The organism is Mycobacterium sp. UM_WGJ (assembly GCF_000455125.1).
Taxonomy (GTDB): domain Bacteria; phylum Actinomycetota; class Actinomycetes; order Mycobacteriales; family Mycobacteriaceae; genus Mycobacterium.
The window spans coordinates 31,891-48,205 of the sequence record NZ_AUWR01000009.1 but is presented as its reverse complement, the minus strand read 5'-3'; the positions used below and the strand labels follow the sequence as shown (position 1 = coordinate 48,205).

The window sequence follows — 16,315 nt, the reverse complement described above, 5'->3', positions numbered from 1 at the left end:
CGAGAATGTTATTCTCAATCGGCGCTTGGGAGAGGTGGCTGCGATGCTTTTGGAGTTCGACGAAGATCAGCGACTGTGGCAGGGCACGGTACGCGATGTGGTGGGCAAGCAGTGCTCGCCCTCGCTGGTACGCCGTGTCGCCGAGGGAGAGGAAGGCGGCGCAGTCGACTCACTCTGGAAGGTCTACGTCGACCTGGGCTGGACCGAGCTGCACGAGCCCGAGAACGCGGTAGAGCTGGCGATCGTCCTGGAAGAACTGGGCCGCGCCACCGACCCGACGCCCTTCCTGGCGACCATGACCCAATTCGCCCCGCTGGTCGGTGAGCGCCACAACCCGGACGGTTCCACTGGCGCAGCGGTCTTCAGTGGGGTGAGTGCGCATCGCAACGCCGCCGGCTGGGTGCTGGAGGGAACCGCCCTGCGTGTCCTGGACGGCGACCGCGCCGATCGGCTGGCGGTAGTCACCGCGGCGGGTGTGTTCTTGGTCGACGCCGGCGCGGTGACGACCCGAAAATCGGCCGTCTTCGACCCGACGTTGCACGTCAGCGACGTGTCCTTCGCCGGCGTTGAGGTGCCTGACGGGGCCCGGATCCGCGTCGACGTCGAGCGGGCGCGCCACGTCGCGCTCAGCGGAATGGCGATGACGATGGTCGGTGCCTGCCAGCGCATCCTCGACCTGGCCTTGGAGCATGTCCGCAGCCGGCAACAGTTCGGGGTGCCGATCGGCTCCTTCCAGGCCGTCCAGCACAAGGCCGCCGACATGCACGTGGCGATCGAACGCGCCCGGGCGCTGGCCTATTTCGCCGCGTTGACGATCACAGTCGATGACCCGCGGCGGCGGATGGCATCCGCCATGGCCAAGGCCGCCGCTGGGGAATGCCAGTCGGTGGTCTTCCGCCATGGGCTGCAACTGTTCGGCGCGATGGGCTTCACTTGGGAGAACGACCTGCAGTTCGCGCTCAAGCGGGCCAAGGCGGGCGAGTTGATGCTGGGGGGCGCCGCGCAGCACCGCGCCGCGATCGCCGAGGAGTACCTTGCAGCTCGCATTTGACGCGCACGTCGAGGAGTTCCGCGCCGAGTTCGCGGCCTTCCTCGACGCCAGCCTGCCCCCCGAGGCCGACGCCTTGGAGCGGCCACGTTCGGTGTCGCACATGCCGCAATGGGCGCGCGACTGGCAGCGACTGCTGTTCGACAACGGCTGGTTGTTGCCCGGCAATCCGCCGGAGTTCGGTGGTCGCAACGCCACCCTGCTGCAGCAGTTCGTGCATCTAGAAGAGCTGTGCCGGCGCCGCATCTATCACAGCTTCAATCCGCAAGGTGTGAATATTATTGCGGCATCGCTTCTTTCGTTCGGTAGCGATGAGCAGAAGCAACGCTGGGCGGTGCCGATTCTGCGTGCTGAGATCACCGCCTCGCTGGGCATGAGTGAGCCGAGTGCGGGATCGGACCTGGCGTCCTTGCGGACCAGGGCCGATCGTGACGGAGAAGACTTCATCGTCAACGGCCAGAAGGTGTGGACCTCGGGCGCCCACGATGCCGACGTGCTGCTCACCTTCGTTCGTACCGATCCCGATGCGCCCAAACACAAGGGCATCAGTGTGCTGGTCATCCCGACCGACACCGCGGGGGTGGTGCGCCGTCCGTTCCCCACCATCTGCGGGATCGACGACGAAGACTTCAACGAGGTCTTCTTCACCGATGTGCGGGTGCCGGCGGAGAATCTCGTCGGTCCGCTGCACGGTGGCTGGCGGGTGGCCAACGGATCCCTGGGGCACGAACGCACCATGATGTGGCTGGGTTTCGCCGACCGGCTGGACAACATCATCGCCGACTTCCATCCCGAGGGTGCGCTCGAACGTGACCGGTTTGCCACCGCGGTCATGGATTATCAGGCCCTGCGCCTGCTGGGGTCGGCGGCGCTGGCGCGCGCGGCGCGCGGCGAGGAGGACGCGGCCGCACTGTCGGTGCTCAAGCTGCTCGGTTCCGAGGCCGAGATGTTCGCCTCCGGTCACGCGCTGGACGCGGCCGGTGCGGACGGCCTGGTACACCCTGCGAATTCGGGATCATATGCGCCGATGAACCTCGACAGTTACTTCGCCAGCTGGTTCGAGCGGCACGCCCGAAGCTTCTCCGGCACCATCGCCGGGGGTACCTCGGAGATTCACCGCAACATCATTGCCCAACAGGGGCTGGGACTGCCTCGCGGCTAGCGCGAGGCTCAGTCGATGACGACCGGTTCCTTGCGCTCGGTGATCGGGCGCGCGCACTCCTGCTCATCGCAGATCCGCTGCAGCTTCTCCAGGGTCGCGTCCAGCCCCGGCCCGAGCCGCTTGCCCGGGGTGAAGGTGGCCGGCAGGTTCCGCATGCCCTGGATGACGCCGATCGTGTCGTAGTGCACCGCGCCTGCAGGGTCGCACTGGTAGTCGGGCATCCGGTCGAGCACCGCGGTCAGCATCGACTTGAAAACCGTGCGCGCCACGTTGGACCCGATGCAGCGGTGTACTCCCAGGCCGAAGCTGAAGTGCCGGTTGCCTTTACGGTCCAAAATGATGCTGTTGGGATCTTCGAAGATGGCCGGGTCGCGGTTGGCCATCGCCCACGACAGCCACAGTCGCTCGAACTGTTTGAACTGCTGGCCCTCCACCTCGACGTCCTCGGCGAATGTCCGGCCGTCGCCGGGGGCGGGCGTGAAGAACCGGAGGAATTCCTCGGTCGCCGGGTCCAACAGCGTCGCGCGTTCCCGGCTGAGCCGGGTGCGCTCGGCCGGATTCTGGCCGAGCCATTCCAGTGCGTGCGCCGTCAGCGCCGTGGTGGTGTCGAAACCGCCGCCGATGACCAGGCCCAGGTTGCCCAGGATCTCGATGTCGGGTGCCGGCTCACCGTCGATGCGCAACTGCAGCATCGCGTTGACCAGCCCCGGGCGCGGGTTCTCCCGGATCTCCATCATGTTGTTGATGATGTCGATGCCCATCTCGCGATGCTGCTCGTTGATCTTTTCACGATCGGGTGAGTGCTCCGGGGTGTACACCGAGGCGTGGGTGGGCTCGCTGTAGACGTTCCACTTCTTGAGTTCGATGCCCATCATGGCGAGGGTGAACACCGCGGGCACCACGTTGGCCAGGTGCTCGACAAAATCGATCTGGCCCGACTCGATGTGCTCATCGAGCGCGGCGCGGGTGATCTCATCCACGAACGGCACCCACCGCTTGATCGCAGCGGGGGACAGGTACGGGTTCAGCGCGCCACGGTAGGCGCTGTGTTCGGGCTCATCCATCTCCAGGATGCCGCCGCGCACCACGGTCGCACGGCTCGCCTTGGGAATTGTGATGCCCTGGAAAGGAGTTTCGCCGCTGACGTCGTGGTGGTTGGAGACGACCGGACAGCGGGCCAGCTCGAAGACATGCTTGCTGTCGGCGGCCACCCAGTGCCCGTTGTAGGTGGGACTCCACGCCATCGGACACTTGGCGTGCATCTCGCTGGTGATCTCGTCGAATCGATCGCGGTACTCCGGGGTGTGCCGATCGAAGTAGAAGGTGTTCTTCTTGCGATCGTCGGATGCATCGTCTTGGCCGGTCGCGGGCAGTGAGTCGTTGACGCTCAAGGAATCCTCCCTTTCATTCCTCGATGAGAATGGCCTGTTCGGGGCAGGAGTGTGCGGCCTCACGCACGGCGTCCTGCTGATCGGCCGGAACCACTTCGGACACCGGCGAAGAGGTGCCGTCAATGTCGTTGAGCACGAAGGAGTCGGGCGCGATCATCGCGCACAGCGTGTGGCCCTGGCACCGCTGGCCATCAACGGAAACCTTCATGTTCTCGCTCCTTTCAACCGATTTCGGTGCGCTGCGAAACGACGGGTGCCATCAGACGTGGTAGTCGTACCACTTCAGGTATCCGCCGGCGTCAACTCGCAACTGCATGCCGGTGACGTAGCGGGCCTCCTCGGAAGCGAGCCACAGCACTGCGTTGGAGATGTCCTCGGGTTCGATGAACGGCACCTTCATCGCCTGCTGGACGTAGAAGACCGGCTCGGCGTCGGCGCGGGTCGGGTGTTCCAGGTCGGGCCGGAAGGAGCGGTACATCGGCTCGCTCTGCAACATGTCGGTGTTGCAGTTGGTCGGGTGGATGACGTTGGCCCGGATGCCGCGTACCGCCAACTCCGTTGCGAGATCATGGACGTACTGTGCGATCAACCGCTTGGAGGTCATGTAGGCCATCCCGCCGGGGTCGGCGCCCGGGTTCGCCTTCTGATGGGCGTCCATCAACGCGGCCGCCGAGGAGGTGGCGATGATCGAGGCGCCTTCGGACAGGTGGGGCAGCGCGACCTGGATGCCGTTGATGGTTCCGACCAGGTTGGTATTGATGACGTCGGTCCAGGCCTGCAGCGGCGGGTTGCCCTTCATGCCTGCGACACCGGCCTGCGCGACTACGATGTCGAGCTTGCCGAACTCGGCCAGGCCGGCGTCCAGCGCGGTCTTGAGCGCCGCTGCGTCGCGTACGTCGGCCTGCGCGGTGACAATGCTGCGACCGGTCTTCTCGACCAGCTTGGCGGTCTCCTCGAGATCCTCCGGCCGCGCCATCGGGTAGCCGATCGTCTCGATGTCCTGGCACAGGTCGACGGCGATGATGTCGGCGCCTTCCTCGGCAAGTCGCAGTGCATGGCTGCGGCCCTGCCCGCGGGCTGCCCCCGTGATGAATGCGACCTTCCCGGCAACGCGTCCCACTGGTGTTCCTTTCGTTGGTGCCCGTGCACGCCGTGGCGTGGAAATATCTTGAATGTCAGGTGTTTCGGCCGCCATTGACGCCGAGGATCTGTCCCGTGATGTAGCCGGCCTCCTCGGACACCAGGAACGCGCAGGCGGCGGCGATGTCGTCGGGTTTTCCCATGCGTCGCACGGGGGTCTTGGCGATGTTGTCCTCGATGTTGCCGAGGAAGCCTTGACGGTCGGCGTTGCGCAGCATGGGGGTGTCGATGAAGCCCGGCGGCACGGCGTTGACCGTGATACCGCTCGGCCCGTACTCCAGCGCCAAGGTCTTGGTGAGCCCGTTGACGGCGGACTTGGCCGCGACGTAGTGCGCCATATAGGGAGTGCCGGAGTGCGTGCTCGACGAGGAGATGTTGACGATGCGCCCCCAGCCGGCCTCGACCATGTCGGGCAGCACCGCCTGAACGGTGTGGAAGACCCCGTTGAGATTGATGTCGATGATCTGTTGCCAGTCCTCGAAGCTGATGTGGCTGAACTTTTTGAAGCCGTCTTTGCCGGCGGCGTTGACCAGGATGGTGACCGGGCCGAGCTGTTCGCGGATCTGGGTCAGTGCGGCGTCGATCTGTGCGCGATCGGTCACGTCGGCGGCGAAGGCCAGATCCTGGCCGTGTTCATGCGCCGGTCCCAGCTTCGCCTCTCCTCCGTCGAGGCTCGCTGAACCGCCGTTGGGTTTGAGATCGATGATGGCCACCCGATGGCCGGCGGCCCGCAATCGGGCCACGACCGCCGCACCGATGCCCGAGGCGCCCCCGGTCACGACAGCAGTCCTTACGAGGCCGGTCTCGGTCACAAAGAATCTCCCTTCCGAGTGGTGAGAATCGTACTCTCGCACATTGGATTCTGGCAAGGCGCACCCGGACTCCCTCTAAGCTGCGAAAATGCCGCAGCCGCATTAACTCTCGCCGTAGAACGGCAGGTTGCAACGCTTTTCGGGCGGCCTTGAGTTCTCACATAGGAGATGTATGATTCGCCGCAGATGAGAACCTAGTTACCCGTCTGGAGGCTTGATGCGTACGCAGGACACAGCAGAGACCGCCGCCGATAGCTCCATGGGACAGGGTGTCGACCGGCGACTGCTGATCAACGGTGAGTTGGTGGAGGCGGACACCACGTATGCCTCGCTCAACCCGGCCACCGGCGAACTCCTGGGCTACGCCCCCGAGGCCGGCGTCGAGGACGCGGGCGCGGCCATCGCGGCGGCCCGTCGGGCCTTCGATACCGGTGAGTGGGCCACCGACACCGCACTGCGGATCCGCTGCCTGGACCAACTGCACCGTGCGCTCGTCGAGCACCGTGACGAACTCGCCGCACTGACCATCGCCGAGGTCGGTGCTACCCCGGCGCTGACCCAGGGTGCACAGCTGGACCAGCCGATCGCGATCGTGCGCTACTACGCCGATCTGCTGAAGAACTATCCGATGACCGAAGATCTCGGCAACGTCGAGAGCCGCGGAATGCTGCATCACCGCTGGGTGGAGAAGGAAGCCGCCGGCGTCGTCGGCGCGATCATCGCCTACAACTACCCCAACCAACTGGCCCTGGCGAAGCTCGCGCCCGCGCTGGCCGCCGGCTGCACCGTGGTACTCAAGGCCGCGCCCGACACGCCGCTGATCACTCTCGCGCTCGGCGAACTGATCGCCAACCACACTGATATCCCCGCCGGGGTGGTCAATGTGCTCAGCTCGTCGGACCCCGCGGTCGGTGCCGTGTTGACCACCGACGCGGGCGTGGACATGGTCACTTTCACCGGATCCACCCCGACTGGGCGGGCGATCATGGCCGCTGCCAGCGGGACACTCAAGCGGGTCTTCTTGGAGCTGGGCGGCAAGTCCGCGGCCATCGTCCTCGATGACGCCGACTTCAACATGGCCGCGGTGTTCGCCGCGTTCTCCATGGTCACCCACGCCGGCCAGGGCTGCGCACTGACATCGAGGCTGCTGGTGCCCAACAGCCATCACGACGAGATCGTCGAGATGATCAAGACAAACTTCTCGCACGTGCGCTACGGCGACCCGACCGACCCCAAGACCTACATGGGGCCGCTGATCAGCGCTAAGCAGCGCGACAAGGTCGACGCCATGGTGCAACGCGCGGTGGCCGCCGGTGCCACGCTGGTGACCGGCGGGGAAAAGGTCGACCCCGGCTTCTTCTACACCCCAACGCTGTTGACCAACGTCGACCCGGACAGCGAGATCGCCCAGGAGGAGGTCTTCGGACCCGTCCTGACGGTGATCGGCTATGACGACGACGATGATGCGGTCCGCATCGCCAACAACTCGATCTACGGACTGTCCGGTGCCGTTTTCGGCAGCCAGGACCGGGCGCTGGCGCTGGCCCGCCGGATCCGGACCGGAACCTTCTCGATCAACGGTGGCAACTACTTCAGCCCGGACGCGCCGTTCGGGGGATACAAGCAGTCCGGCATCGGCCGGGAGATGGGTGTCGCGGGGCTGGAGGAATTCCTGGAGAGCAAGACCCTCGCCACGCCCGTCGGAGCCGCCGAATGAGGCCGCTGGAGGGCATCCGGGTGCTCGAGGTCGCGATGTACGGATTTGTCCCGTCGGCCGGTGCGGTACTGGCCGAATGGGGTGCTGAGGTCATCAAGGTCGAGCATGCGGTCACCGGCGACCCGCAGCGCGGGCTGCGTCAGACCGGCATGTTGCGGGTCGAGGGCGACCCCAACCCCAACATCGAGCACGCCAACCGCGGAAAGCGCAGCATCGGCCTGGACGTGTCGACGCCCGAGGGGCGCGAGGTGTTGCTCGAATTGGCAAAAGGCGCAGACGTTTTCCTGACCAGTTTCCTTCCCGGTCACCGCAAGAAGTTCGCTATGGACGTCGAGGACATTCGTGCGGTCAACCCGAAGATCATCTACGCGCGCGGCAGCGCGCTGGGCCCCCGCGGCACCGAATCGGAAAAAGGCGGCTACGACATGACCGCCTTCTGGTGTCGCGCCGGTACCGCCGCCACCATCACCCCGCCCGGTATCGACGGCATGATCGCACCGCCCGGGCCGGCCTACGGGGACACCATCTCCGGCACCAACCTGGCCGGCGGTATCGCGGCGGCGCTGTTCAAGCGCGAGCGCACCGGCGAGCCGTCGGTGGTGGACGTATCGCTGCTGGGCAGCGGCCTGTGGGCCATGGGCCACACCGTCGCCTTGACCAGTCATCTGGGCGAGCGCCTGATTCAACAACCGCCAGGCGTGCATGGCTCGCCGATCAACCCGCTGGTGGGGGTGTACGCGACCGCCGACGAGCGCTACATCTCGTTTGTCATGATGCAGCCCACCAAGTTCTGGGCCGACGTGTGCCAACACATGGAACTGCATGACTACATCGACGATCCACGGTTCGCCACCGCGCAGTCCTTCGCCGAGCACACCCCGGCCGCGGTGGAGATCCTGTGCGCGGCGATGGCCAAGCGGACGCTAGCCGAGTGGAGTGAGCGCTTCGCCACCCTGGCCGGCCCGTGGGCGCCGGTCCAGGACACCTTGCAGGCCGCTGCGGACGCGCAGATCCGCGCCAACGAATACATCGTGCAGGCCGGCGAACTCGAATTGGTCGCCAACCCGGTGCAGTTCGACGTGACCGCCCCGAGGACCGGTGCGGCACCCAGATTCGCCGAGCAGACCGACGAGATCCTGGCCGAGCTCGGCCTGGACTGGGACCGCATCATCGAACTCAAGACCGTCGGCGCGGTCACCTAGGCGACCGGGTAGCAGCAAGGAGTTTCTCGATGCCATACATCGCCAAAGGCCACCCGCTGGGTGCCAGTGGTGTGGCACAGTGCGTAGAACTCTTCGAGCCTGCGGTGTCGGCGGTAACCATCGTGGAAGGGGCGGCAGCGATGGTGCTCAGTGGTGTCGGAGCGCTGATCCCGGCTCGCGATGACGTCCGCCTCAACGCCGCGGTGACGGGGCGGTAATGGTTCAGGGAGCGACGGCAGATCCGCCGCTGGGCGGCCACCTCAACGATCCGGACCGAGGGCCGGTCGCCGCGGGCCGGCATCGGCCCGAAGGGGCGCGGCGCCGGCAACCGACGTACCTGCGTCCGCTGATCGGACTGGCGACGGTGCTGACGATCGCGGCCCTCATCGGGCTGCCGATCGCGCTGTTTCGCGACAGCTTCACCCGCACCGTGCCCGTCACGGTGCTGTCGCAGCGCGCCGGCCTGGTGATGTACCCCGACGCCAAGGTAAAGATCCGCGGTGTACAGGTCGGCAAGGTCGACGACATCGAGGCCAAGCCGGACGGCACTGCTGTCCTGCATCTGAAGATGGAGCCGGGACAGCTGGCGCTGATTCCGGCCAACGTCACCGCCCGGATCGCCTCCTCGACGGTGTTCGGGGCCAAGTTCGTCGATCTGGTGCCGCCGCCGGAACCGGTCACCGCCCGCATGCATGCCGGCCAGGTCCTGGCGGGCGAACACGTTACCGTCGAGATCAATACGGTGTTCCAGCAGCTGGTGCGGGTCTTGGACAAGATCGACCCGAAGAAGCTCAACGAGACTCTGAGTGCGGTCTCGACGGCGTTCAACGGACGCGGGCAGAAGCTGGGGCAGGCGCTCACCGACTTCGACAAGCTGCTGACCGAGATCGAGCCCAGCCTGGGCACCTTGGAACACGAGACCGCCACCATGGCACCGGTGTTCCGGTCCTACGCTGATGCGGCCCCGGACCTGACCGCCGCCCTGAATGCCACCACCACCATGAGTGACAGCATCGTGGCCGAGCAGGACAGCCTGGACACCTTCCTGCTCAGCGCCATCGGGCTGGCCGATACCGGCAACGAGGTGCTGGGTGAGAATCGACAGGCCCTGACCGACTTGACACAGGTACTGGAGCCGACCGCCGCGCTGCTGGACAAGTATCACGAGGAACTCGGCTGCTCGATCGGCGGTCTGGTGCCGTTCGCCAAATCCCCGCCGTTCGATGTCCCCGGCATCATCATCACCGCCAGCTTCACCCTGGCCAAGGAACGCTACCGCTACCCCGACCATCTACCGAAGGTGGCGGCCCGCTCCGACCGGTCCTACTGCACCGAATTGGGCCTGCCCGACGTACCGCCGGAGTACCGGGTGCCCGCGTTGATCGCCGACACCGGCGCCAACCCGTACGAATACGGCAACCAGGGCATCCTGCTCAACTCCGATGGCCTCAAGCAAGCGCTGTTCGGCCCGATCGGTGGGCCGCCGCGCAACAGCGCCCAAGTGGGGATGCCGGGATGAGAAGCGGGCTGGCGACTCTGGTCAAGTTCGGCGTCTACGCCGTGGTGATGGTACTGGCGACGGTGTTTCTGTTCGCGATCTTCGCCGAAGTGCGGACCGGCCCAACGGTGGGCTATCAGGCGGTGTTCGCCGACGCTTCGCGGCTCAAGGCCGGCGACAGCGTGCGGGTCGCCGGCGTGCGGGTCGGCACGGTCGGTGGCGTATCGCTGCGTCCAGACGGAACGGTTCTGGTGAAGTTCCAAGCCGACCGCAACATCCCGCTCACCACCGGCACCCAGGCCTCGGTGCGCTACCTGAACCTGGTCGGTGACCGCTACCTGGAACTGGTCGATGGGCCGGGTTCGACTCGGCTGTTGGGAAAGGGAGCGCAGATCCCGCTCGAGCGCACCGCGCCGGCGCTGGATCTGGACCTGCTGCTCAACGGCCTCAAGCCGGTGATCCGCGGACTGAATCCGCAGGACGTCAATTCGCTCACGGCCTCGTTGATTCAGATCATGCAGGGCCAAGGCGGCACCATCGACTCATTGATGTCGCGGACGTCGTCGTTCTCAAACTCCTTGGCCGACAACAACCAGGTGATCGAATCGCTGATCGACCAACTGCGTACGACGCTGGCCACCCTGTCCAACGGCGACAAACGGTTCTCCGGGGCGATCGACCGGCTGAGCAAGCTGGTCGCCGGCCTGGCGGCCGATCGCGACCCGATCGGGACCGCGGTGTCCGCTCTGGACCGCGGCACCGCGTCGCTGGCCGATCTGCTCGGCAACGCCCGGGATCCTTTGACCAACACCATCACTCAGGTGGATCGGTTGACCACGGCGATCAACGCTGACCTGGCCGGCCTGGACATGTCGTTGCAGAAGGCTCCGGAGAACTACCGCAAGGCCATCCGACTCGGCGCCTACGGCGGGTTTATCCAGTACTACCTCTGCGCTGTCCAGATCCGGGTCAGCGACACCCAAGGCCGCACAGCGGTGTTCCCCTGGATCAAGGCGGAGGAGGGCCGATGCAGCGACACCGACTGAGTGCCATGCCGTCCGGCTCCGCCCCACCACGACGGGGGGTCGGCCGATGCTGAAATACCATGGCAGCCACCTGACGCGAATGGGCCTGATCGGCATCGTGGTCGTCGCGTTTATCGTTGCGATCGGGCTGCAGCCCGAACAACTGATCCAGTGGGCCACCTGCGTGCGCTACCAGGCCCGGTTCGCGGAAGCCGGTGGTCTCAGCACTGGCGCTGATGTCACGTTGTCGGGGATCAAGGTGGGCTCGGTCACCGATGTCGCGTTAGACAACGGCGATGCCCTAGTGACCTTCACCCTGGCGGGCAAGTACGGGCTGGGCGGGCAGACCACCGCACACATCCGCACCGGGTCGCTGCTCGGTGAGCGGGTGCTGACGGTGGAGCCGGCCGGCAGCGGCAAGATGCGCCCGCTCGAGGTCATCCCGCTCACCCGCACGTCCTCGCCGTACTCGCTGGTCGACGTGGTCGGTGAACTGACCACGAACACCGCCGGCACCGACACCGAGTCGCTGAACCGGTCGCTGGACACCCTCTCGGACACCATCAACCAGATCGCTCCGCAGTTGGGGCCGACGTTCGACGGTCTGAGCAGGCTGTCCCGGGCGGTGAACAGCCGCAATGAGGGCCTCGCCGACCTGCTGAAGTCGGCCGCAGATCTCACCGGTGTGCTCTCCGAACGCAGCCAGCAGATCAATTCGCTGATCCTGGACGCCGACAGCCTTGTCGACGTGCTCAACACCCGACGGCAGGCCATCGTCAATCTGCTGGTCAGCACGTCGGCGGTGTCCCGGCAGCTGTCCGAACTGGTCGCCCAGAACAACGAACAGCTCAAACCGACGCTCGAGAAGATCATCGAACTGAACAAGATCTTGGTGAAGAACCGGGACAACCTCGCCAAGGCGCTGCCCGGTCTGGCGAAATACGAACTCACCCAAGGCGAGACAGTGTCCAACGGGGCTTACTACAGCGCCTACGTTCCGAACCTGTTCCTGCCGCAGCTGCTTCAGCCGTTCTTCGACTACGCCTTCGGATTCCGGCGTGGCGTCGACGCCGGGCAGCCGCCGGACAATGCCGGGCCGCGTGCCGAACTTCCGTTCCCGGTCAATGGGATCCCGCAACCAGGAGACCTGCCGCCCCGATGAGGACTCGTAAACCACTGCAGATTGCGGCAGCCGCCCTGGCGGCAGTGCTGCTGGCGGGTGCGGGCATGCTCGTCCGTCAGACCGTACTGAAACCGACCGGGATCACGGCGTACTTCTCCACCGCGACCGCCATCTATCCCGGTGACGAGGTCCGGGTCGCCGGGGTGAAGGTCGGCTCCATCGACCGTATCGAACCGCAGGGCACACAGGCCAAACTGACGTTGCGGGTCGACCGCAAGGTGCCGATCCCGGCCGACGCCAAAGCTGTCATCGTCGCCCCCAACCTGGTGGCGGCGCGGTTCGTCCAACTGACCCCCGCCTACCATCGCGGCGACGGGCCGACCCTTGCCGACGGCGCGGTGATCCCGCGCGAGCACACCGCTGTCCCGGTCGAGTGGGATGAGGTCAAGACCCAGTTGAACCGGCTTGCCGCCGAATTGGGGCCGCGTAGCGGAGTTTCGGGAACGTCGGCGTCGCGCTTCATCGACAGCGCGGCCAATGCGATGGACGGTAACGGCGCCAAACTGCGCGAGACGTTGGCGCAACTGTCCGGCGTGGCCCGGATCTTCGCCGAGGGCAGCGGCAACATCGTCGACATCATTTCGGGTCTGCAGACCTTCGTGACCGCGCTACGCGACAGCGATCAGCAGATCGTGGTGTTCGAATCCCGGCTCGCCACCTTGACGAGCGTGGTCAACGACAGCCGATCCAACCTGGATGCAGCTCTCACCGACTTCGCCGGCGCGATCGACACGGTGCGGGATTTCGTGGCGGGCAGCCGCGCCGAAACCGCCGAGGCCTTGCAGGGCGTGGCCAAGGTCAGTCAGACGCTGGTCGATTCGAAGAATGCGATCCGCAACATTCTGCACATCACCCCGAACGCGATCGCCAACACGCTCAACATGTACAACGTGACCAGCGGGACCCCGGTGGGTTCGTTCGCGTTCGCCAACTTCAGTAACCCGGTCCAGGCGATCTGCACGATGACCGGCGCGATCGGCAACGTGACGTCGACGGAGACCGGAAAGCTGTGCGAGCAGTACCTTGGGCCGGCTATGCGGCTGCTGAACTTCAACGGCCTCCCGTTTCCGATGTCGCCGTACCTGACCAAGGCGGCCAGCCCGGAGAAGTTGATCTACACCGATCCGGCGTTGATGCCGCACGCAGAGCACCCCGGGAACCTGCCGGAACAGGAGCCGTCGATCTCGGCCTACACCGGGTTGCACGGCGATGTTCCCCCGCCGCCGGGCTGGACCGATCCGTTGCAGCCCCGCGGTTCCTACGCGCCGGACGGATTGCCCGCCGCAGCGACACCGCCGCTGATCCCCGGAGTGCCGCTGCCCAGCCCGACCACCTTCGACGGGATGTTGCTGCCGGGCGGCCCGCCGCCGGGGCCGCCGCCCGGCCTGCCAGGTCCGTTACCGGCGGAAGGGACACCCTCGCCATGATCGGTCTCCGTTCCCTGCGGCGCAGTGCGGCGCTTGCCCTCGCGGTCGCCGGTACCTCGACCGGCTGTGCCTTCGGCGGTTTGAACTCGCTGGCGCTGCCGGGTGTTGAGGGCCGCGGAGCCGGGGCGCAGCATTTCACGGTCCAGCTGGCCAATGTCGGGACACTGGAATCTAATTCGCCGGTGATGCTTTCCGACGTGGTGATCGGCAGCGTCGGCAAGATGACCGTCAGCGACTGGCACGCCAATGTCGACATCGCGGTCAACCCCGGCGTCGAAGTCCCGGCGAATGCGGTCGCGACCGTCGGGCAGACCAGCCTGCTCGGTTCGATGCACCTGGCGCTCAATCCGCCGATCGGACAGGCGCCGACGGGCAGGCTGATGTCCGGGGCCACCATCCCGCTAAGCGACTCGTCGACCTATCCGTCGACCGAGCAGACGCTGTCGTCGCTGGCTGTGCTGGTCAACGGCGGCGGACTTGGTCAGATCGGTGACATCATCCATAACTTCAGTGCGTCCATGGCCGGCCGTGAGGCCGACATCCGCGATCTGATCGTGCGGCTGGACCACTTCACCGGCGCGTTGGACCGGCAGCGGGACAACATCGTCGACGCCATCGGCGAGATGAATCGGGCGGCCACGACTTTCGCCGGGCAGCGCGACACCATCAACCGTGCGCTGAACAAGATCCCGCCGGCCATCGACGTCTTGATAAGGGAGCGACCAAAATTCGTCACCGCGTTGACCAAGCTGGGGCAGTTCGGTGACCTGTCGTCGGGTCTGGTCAACGACTCCGGGCACCAACTGGTCTCCGATCTCATCCACATCGAGCCGGCCTTGCGTTCGCTGGCCAACATCGGCCCGGAGCTCAACTCGGCAGTGGCCTACGCCTCGGCCTTCCCCTACGGCCCCAACGCGATCGAGCGTGCCGTGCGGGGCGACTTCTTGAACCTGTTCGCCGTTTTCGACCTCACCAAGCCCCGACTCAAGCGGGCGCTGTTCGCCGGCACGCAGTGGGGTGACGAGGACGCGAAACTGGTTCCGGCGCCCGGTGACCCGTGGTATCTGAACTATTCCTACGATCCGCTGCAAGAGCCGATCCTGCAGTCATCGGGCCAGGCCGTGCCGCCGGGAGCGGTTGCCTCGGGAGGCGGTGGCTAGATGCTGACACGCTTTGTTCGGATCCAGCTGATCCTGTTCCTGGTGGCATCGGTGATCGGTGTGGGAGCCATGTTGTTCGGCTACATGCAGGTGCCGACCATGCTCGGGATCGGCCGGGTGGTGGTCAAGCTGGACCTGCCCGAGACCGGGGGGCTCTACCGGTTCTCCAATGTCACCTACAACGGGGTGCAGGTCGGCACGGTCACCGATGTCTCGTTGACGTCCAATGGCGTGCGGGCCACGCTGTCGCTGAATCGGTCCCCGAAGATCCCGGCCGATCTGGTGGCCGCGGTGCGCAGCGTGTCGGCGATCGGCGAGCAGTACGTCGATCTGCAACCGCGCAGCGACAACGGCCCGTACCTGCACACGGGCTCGGTGATCGCAGCCGCTGACACGCAAGTCCCGCAACAGGTCGGCCCGATGCTCGATCAGGTCAGTGCACTGGTCGACAGCATCCCCAAGGACAAGCTCAGCGGCCTGCTCGACGAGACGTTCCAGGCCTTCGACGGCGCCGGCTACGACTTTCAGTCACTGCTGGACTCGGCCACCACCATCAGCGGTGACGCCAACCGGGTCTCGGATAAGGTGCGCAAACTGATCGATGACGGTGCGCCACTGCTGGACTCCCAGGAACGAAGCACCGATGCGATCCGGACCTGGGCGCGCAGCGTTGCCGGGATCTCCGAACAGGTCGCCGCCAACGATCCCCAGTTACGGGCCATCCTGCAACGCGGACCCGGATTCGCCGACGAAGTCTCCGGCCTGATGCAGGATCTCAAACCCACGCTGCCGATTCTGCTGGCGAACCTGAACACCCTCGGCCAGGTGCTGATGGTTTACAACCCGTCGCTGGAGCAGTTGATGGTGCTGTTGCCCGGATACATTGCGGCCCAGCAGTCGTTCGGTCTGCCCAAGAACAACCCGACTGGTCTGCCCCAGGGCGACTTCACTCTCACGTTCGGTGACCCCAACCCCTGTACGGTGGGGTTCTTGCCGCCGTCGTCGTGGCGTTCCCCGGCCGATACCACCACAATCGACACTCCCGACGGTCTGTACTGCAAACTGCCGCAGGACTCACCGGTGTCGGTCCGCGGTGCCCGCAACTTCCCGTGTATCGAGCATCCGGGCAAGCGCGCGCCCACTGTCGAACTCTGCGACGACCCGAAGGGCTTCGTCCCGATCGCGATGCGCCAGCACCTCACCGGCCCCGGGCCGTTCGACCCGAACCTGCTCAAGCAGGGCGTCCCGGTCGATGACCGGGTCGACTTCAGCGACCGGCTCTTCGCTCCCGTCGGAGGCACTCCGCTGCCGCCGTGGGCCACTCCGTCGGGGACGCCGCCTGATTCGCCTCGGCCGGTGGTGCCCGCGCCGCCGCCGCTGGCAGGGAACTCCGGGATCGGTGAGCAGACGCCGTCGGTCGCGGTGGTGCCCTACGACCCGAACACCGGCAAGTACATGACCCCCGACGGGCGCTACGAGCAGCAGACGAGTTTGGTGCCGGGTGCGGGGCCCAAGTCGTGGACCGACCTGATGCCATTCTGAGCGCCGAG

At 66.0% G+C, this 16,315-nt stretch carries 15 protein-coding genes; 11 read left to right on the top strand and 4 right to left on the bottom strand.

Going from position 1 to position 16,315, the window contains the following annotated elements:
* The first annotated feature begins 43 nt into the window (after positions 1-43).
* Together N416_RS0104250 and N416_RS0104245 are read left to right on the top strand one after the other, a co-directional pair.
* Positions 44-1,051, top strand: coding sequence for an acyl-CoA dehydrogenase family protein (locus N416_RS0104250; protein ID WP_024440888.1), 1,008 nt, complete (start codon positions 44-46; stop codon positions 1,049-1,051).
* Positions 1,035-2,210: an acyl-CoA dehydrogenase family protein gene (locus N416_RS0104245; RefSeq protein WP_024440887.1), complete on the top strand. Its 1,176-nt coding sequence runs from the start codon at positions 1,035-1,037 to the stop codon at positions 2,208-2,210. Before N416_RS0104250 ends, N416_RS0104245 begins: the two co-directional genes overlap by 17 nt.
* Before the next feature lie 8 nt (positions 2,211-2,218).
* Here N416_RS0104245 and N416_RS0104240 read toward each other — a convergent pair whose 3' ends face one another.
* The 4 genes from N416_RS0104240 to N416_RS0104225 are packed head-to-tail and all read right to left on the bottom strand — an operon-like array spanning position 2,219 to position 5,553.
* Entirely contained in the window at positions 2,219-3,601 is a 1,383-nt protein-coding gene (locus tag N416_RS0104240) for a cytochrome P450 (RefSeq protein ID WP_024440886.1), read from the bottom strand.
* A 13-nt stretch (positions 3,602-3,614) separates the two neighbouring features.
* Complete coding sequence (locus tag N416_RS0104235; RefSeq protein WP_024440885.1) at positions 3,615-3,809, bottom strand: ferredoxin; 195 nt, start codon at positions 3,807-3,809, stop codon at positions 3,615-3,617.
* Between the two features lie 51 nt (positions 3,810-3,860).
* Positions 3,861-4,721 carry a mycofactocin-coupled SDR family oxidoreductase gene (locus N416_RS0104230; RefSeq protein ID WP_024440884.1) on the bottom strand — a complete coding sequence of 287 codons (861 nt, stop codon included), beginning with the start codon at positions 4,719-4,721 and terminating at the stop codon, positions 3,861-3,863.
* A gap of 55 nt (positions 4,722-4,776) precedes the next feature.
* Positions 4,777-5,553: an SDR family NAD(P)-dependent oxidoreductase gene (locus N416_RS0104225; RefSeq protein ID WP_036457226.1), complete on the bottom strand. Its 777-nt coding sequence runs from the start codon at positions 5,551-5,553 to the stop codon at positions 4,777-4,779.
* Positions 5,554-5,770: 217 nt separating this feature from the next.
* On the opposite strand from N416_RS0104225, the gene N416_RS0104220 reads away from it, so the two are divergent.
* From N416_RS0104220 to N416_RS0104180, 9 genes are read left to right on the top strand one after another with little or no spacing between them, the layout of a single operon-like run.
* Positions 5,771-7,270, top strand: coding sequence for an aldehyde dehydrogenase family protein (locus N416_RS0104220; RefSeq protein ID WP_024440882.1), 1,500 nt, complete (start codon positions 5,771-5,773; stop codon positions 7,268-7,270).
* On the top strand, positions 7,267-8,472 hold the full coding sequence (locus tag N416_RS0104215) for a CaiB/BaiF CoA-transferase family protein (RefSeq protein ID WP_024440881.1): 1,206 nt from the start codon (positions 7,267-7,269) through the stop codon (positions 8,470-8,472). The genes N416_RS0104220 and N416_RS0104215 overlap by 4 nt, the downstream gene beginning before the upstream one ends.
* Positions 8,473-8,501: 29 nt before the next feature.
* Positions 8,502-8,690, top strand: coding sequence for a hypothetical protein (locus N416_RS0104210; protein WP_024440880.1), 189 nt, complete (start codon positions 8,502-8,504; stop codon positions 8,688-8,690).
* Positions 8,690-9,991 carry an MCE family protein gene (locus tag N416_RS0104205; RefSeq protein ID WP_081654448.1) on the top strand — a complete coding sequence of 434 codons (1,302 nt, stop codon included), beginning with the start codon at positions 8,690-8,692 and terminating at the stop codon, positions 9,989-9,991. Before N416_RS0104210 ends, N416_RS0104205 begins: the two co-directional genes overlap by 1 nt.
* Positions 9,988-11,016: an MCE family protein gene (locus N416_RS0104200; RefSeq protein ID WP_024440878.1), complete on the top strand. Its 1,029-nt coding sequence runs from the start codon at positions 9,988-9,990 to the stop codon at positions 11,014-11,016. Before N416_RS0104205 ends, N416_RS0104200 begins: the two co-directional genes overlap by 4 nt.
* A gap of 46 nt (positions 11,017-11,062) precedes the next feature.
* Positions 11,063-12,157, top strand: a complete 1,095-nt coding sequence (locus N416_RS0104195; RefSeq protein WP_024440877.1) for an MCE family protein — start codon at positions 11,063-11,065, stop codon at positions 12,155-12,157.
* Complete coding sequence (locus N416_RS0104190; RefSeq protein ID WP_024440876.1) at positions 12,154-13,605, top strand: MCE family protein; 1,452 nt, start codon at positions 12,154-12,156, stop codon at positions 13,603-13,605. Before N416_RS0104195 ends, N416_RS0104190 begins: the two co-directional genes overlap by 4 nt.
* Positions 13,602-14,765 (top strand): MCE family protein, encoded by a 1,164-nt coding sequence (locus tag N416_RS0104185; protein WP_036457225.1) that lies wholly within the window; start codon positions 13,602-13,604, stop codon positions 14,763-14,765. The genes N416_RS0104190 and N416_RS0104185 overlap by 4 nt, the downstream gene beginning before the upstream one ends.
* Positions 14,766-16,307, top strand: coding sequence for an MCE family protein (locus N416_RS0104180; protein WP_024440874.1), 1,542 nt, complete (start codon positions 14,766-14,768; stop codon positions 16,305-16,307).
* The last annotated feature ends 8 nt before the right edge of the window (positions 16,308-16,315 follow it).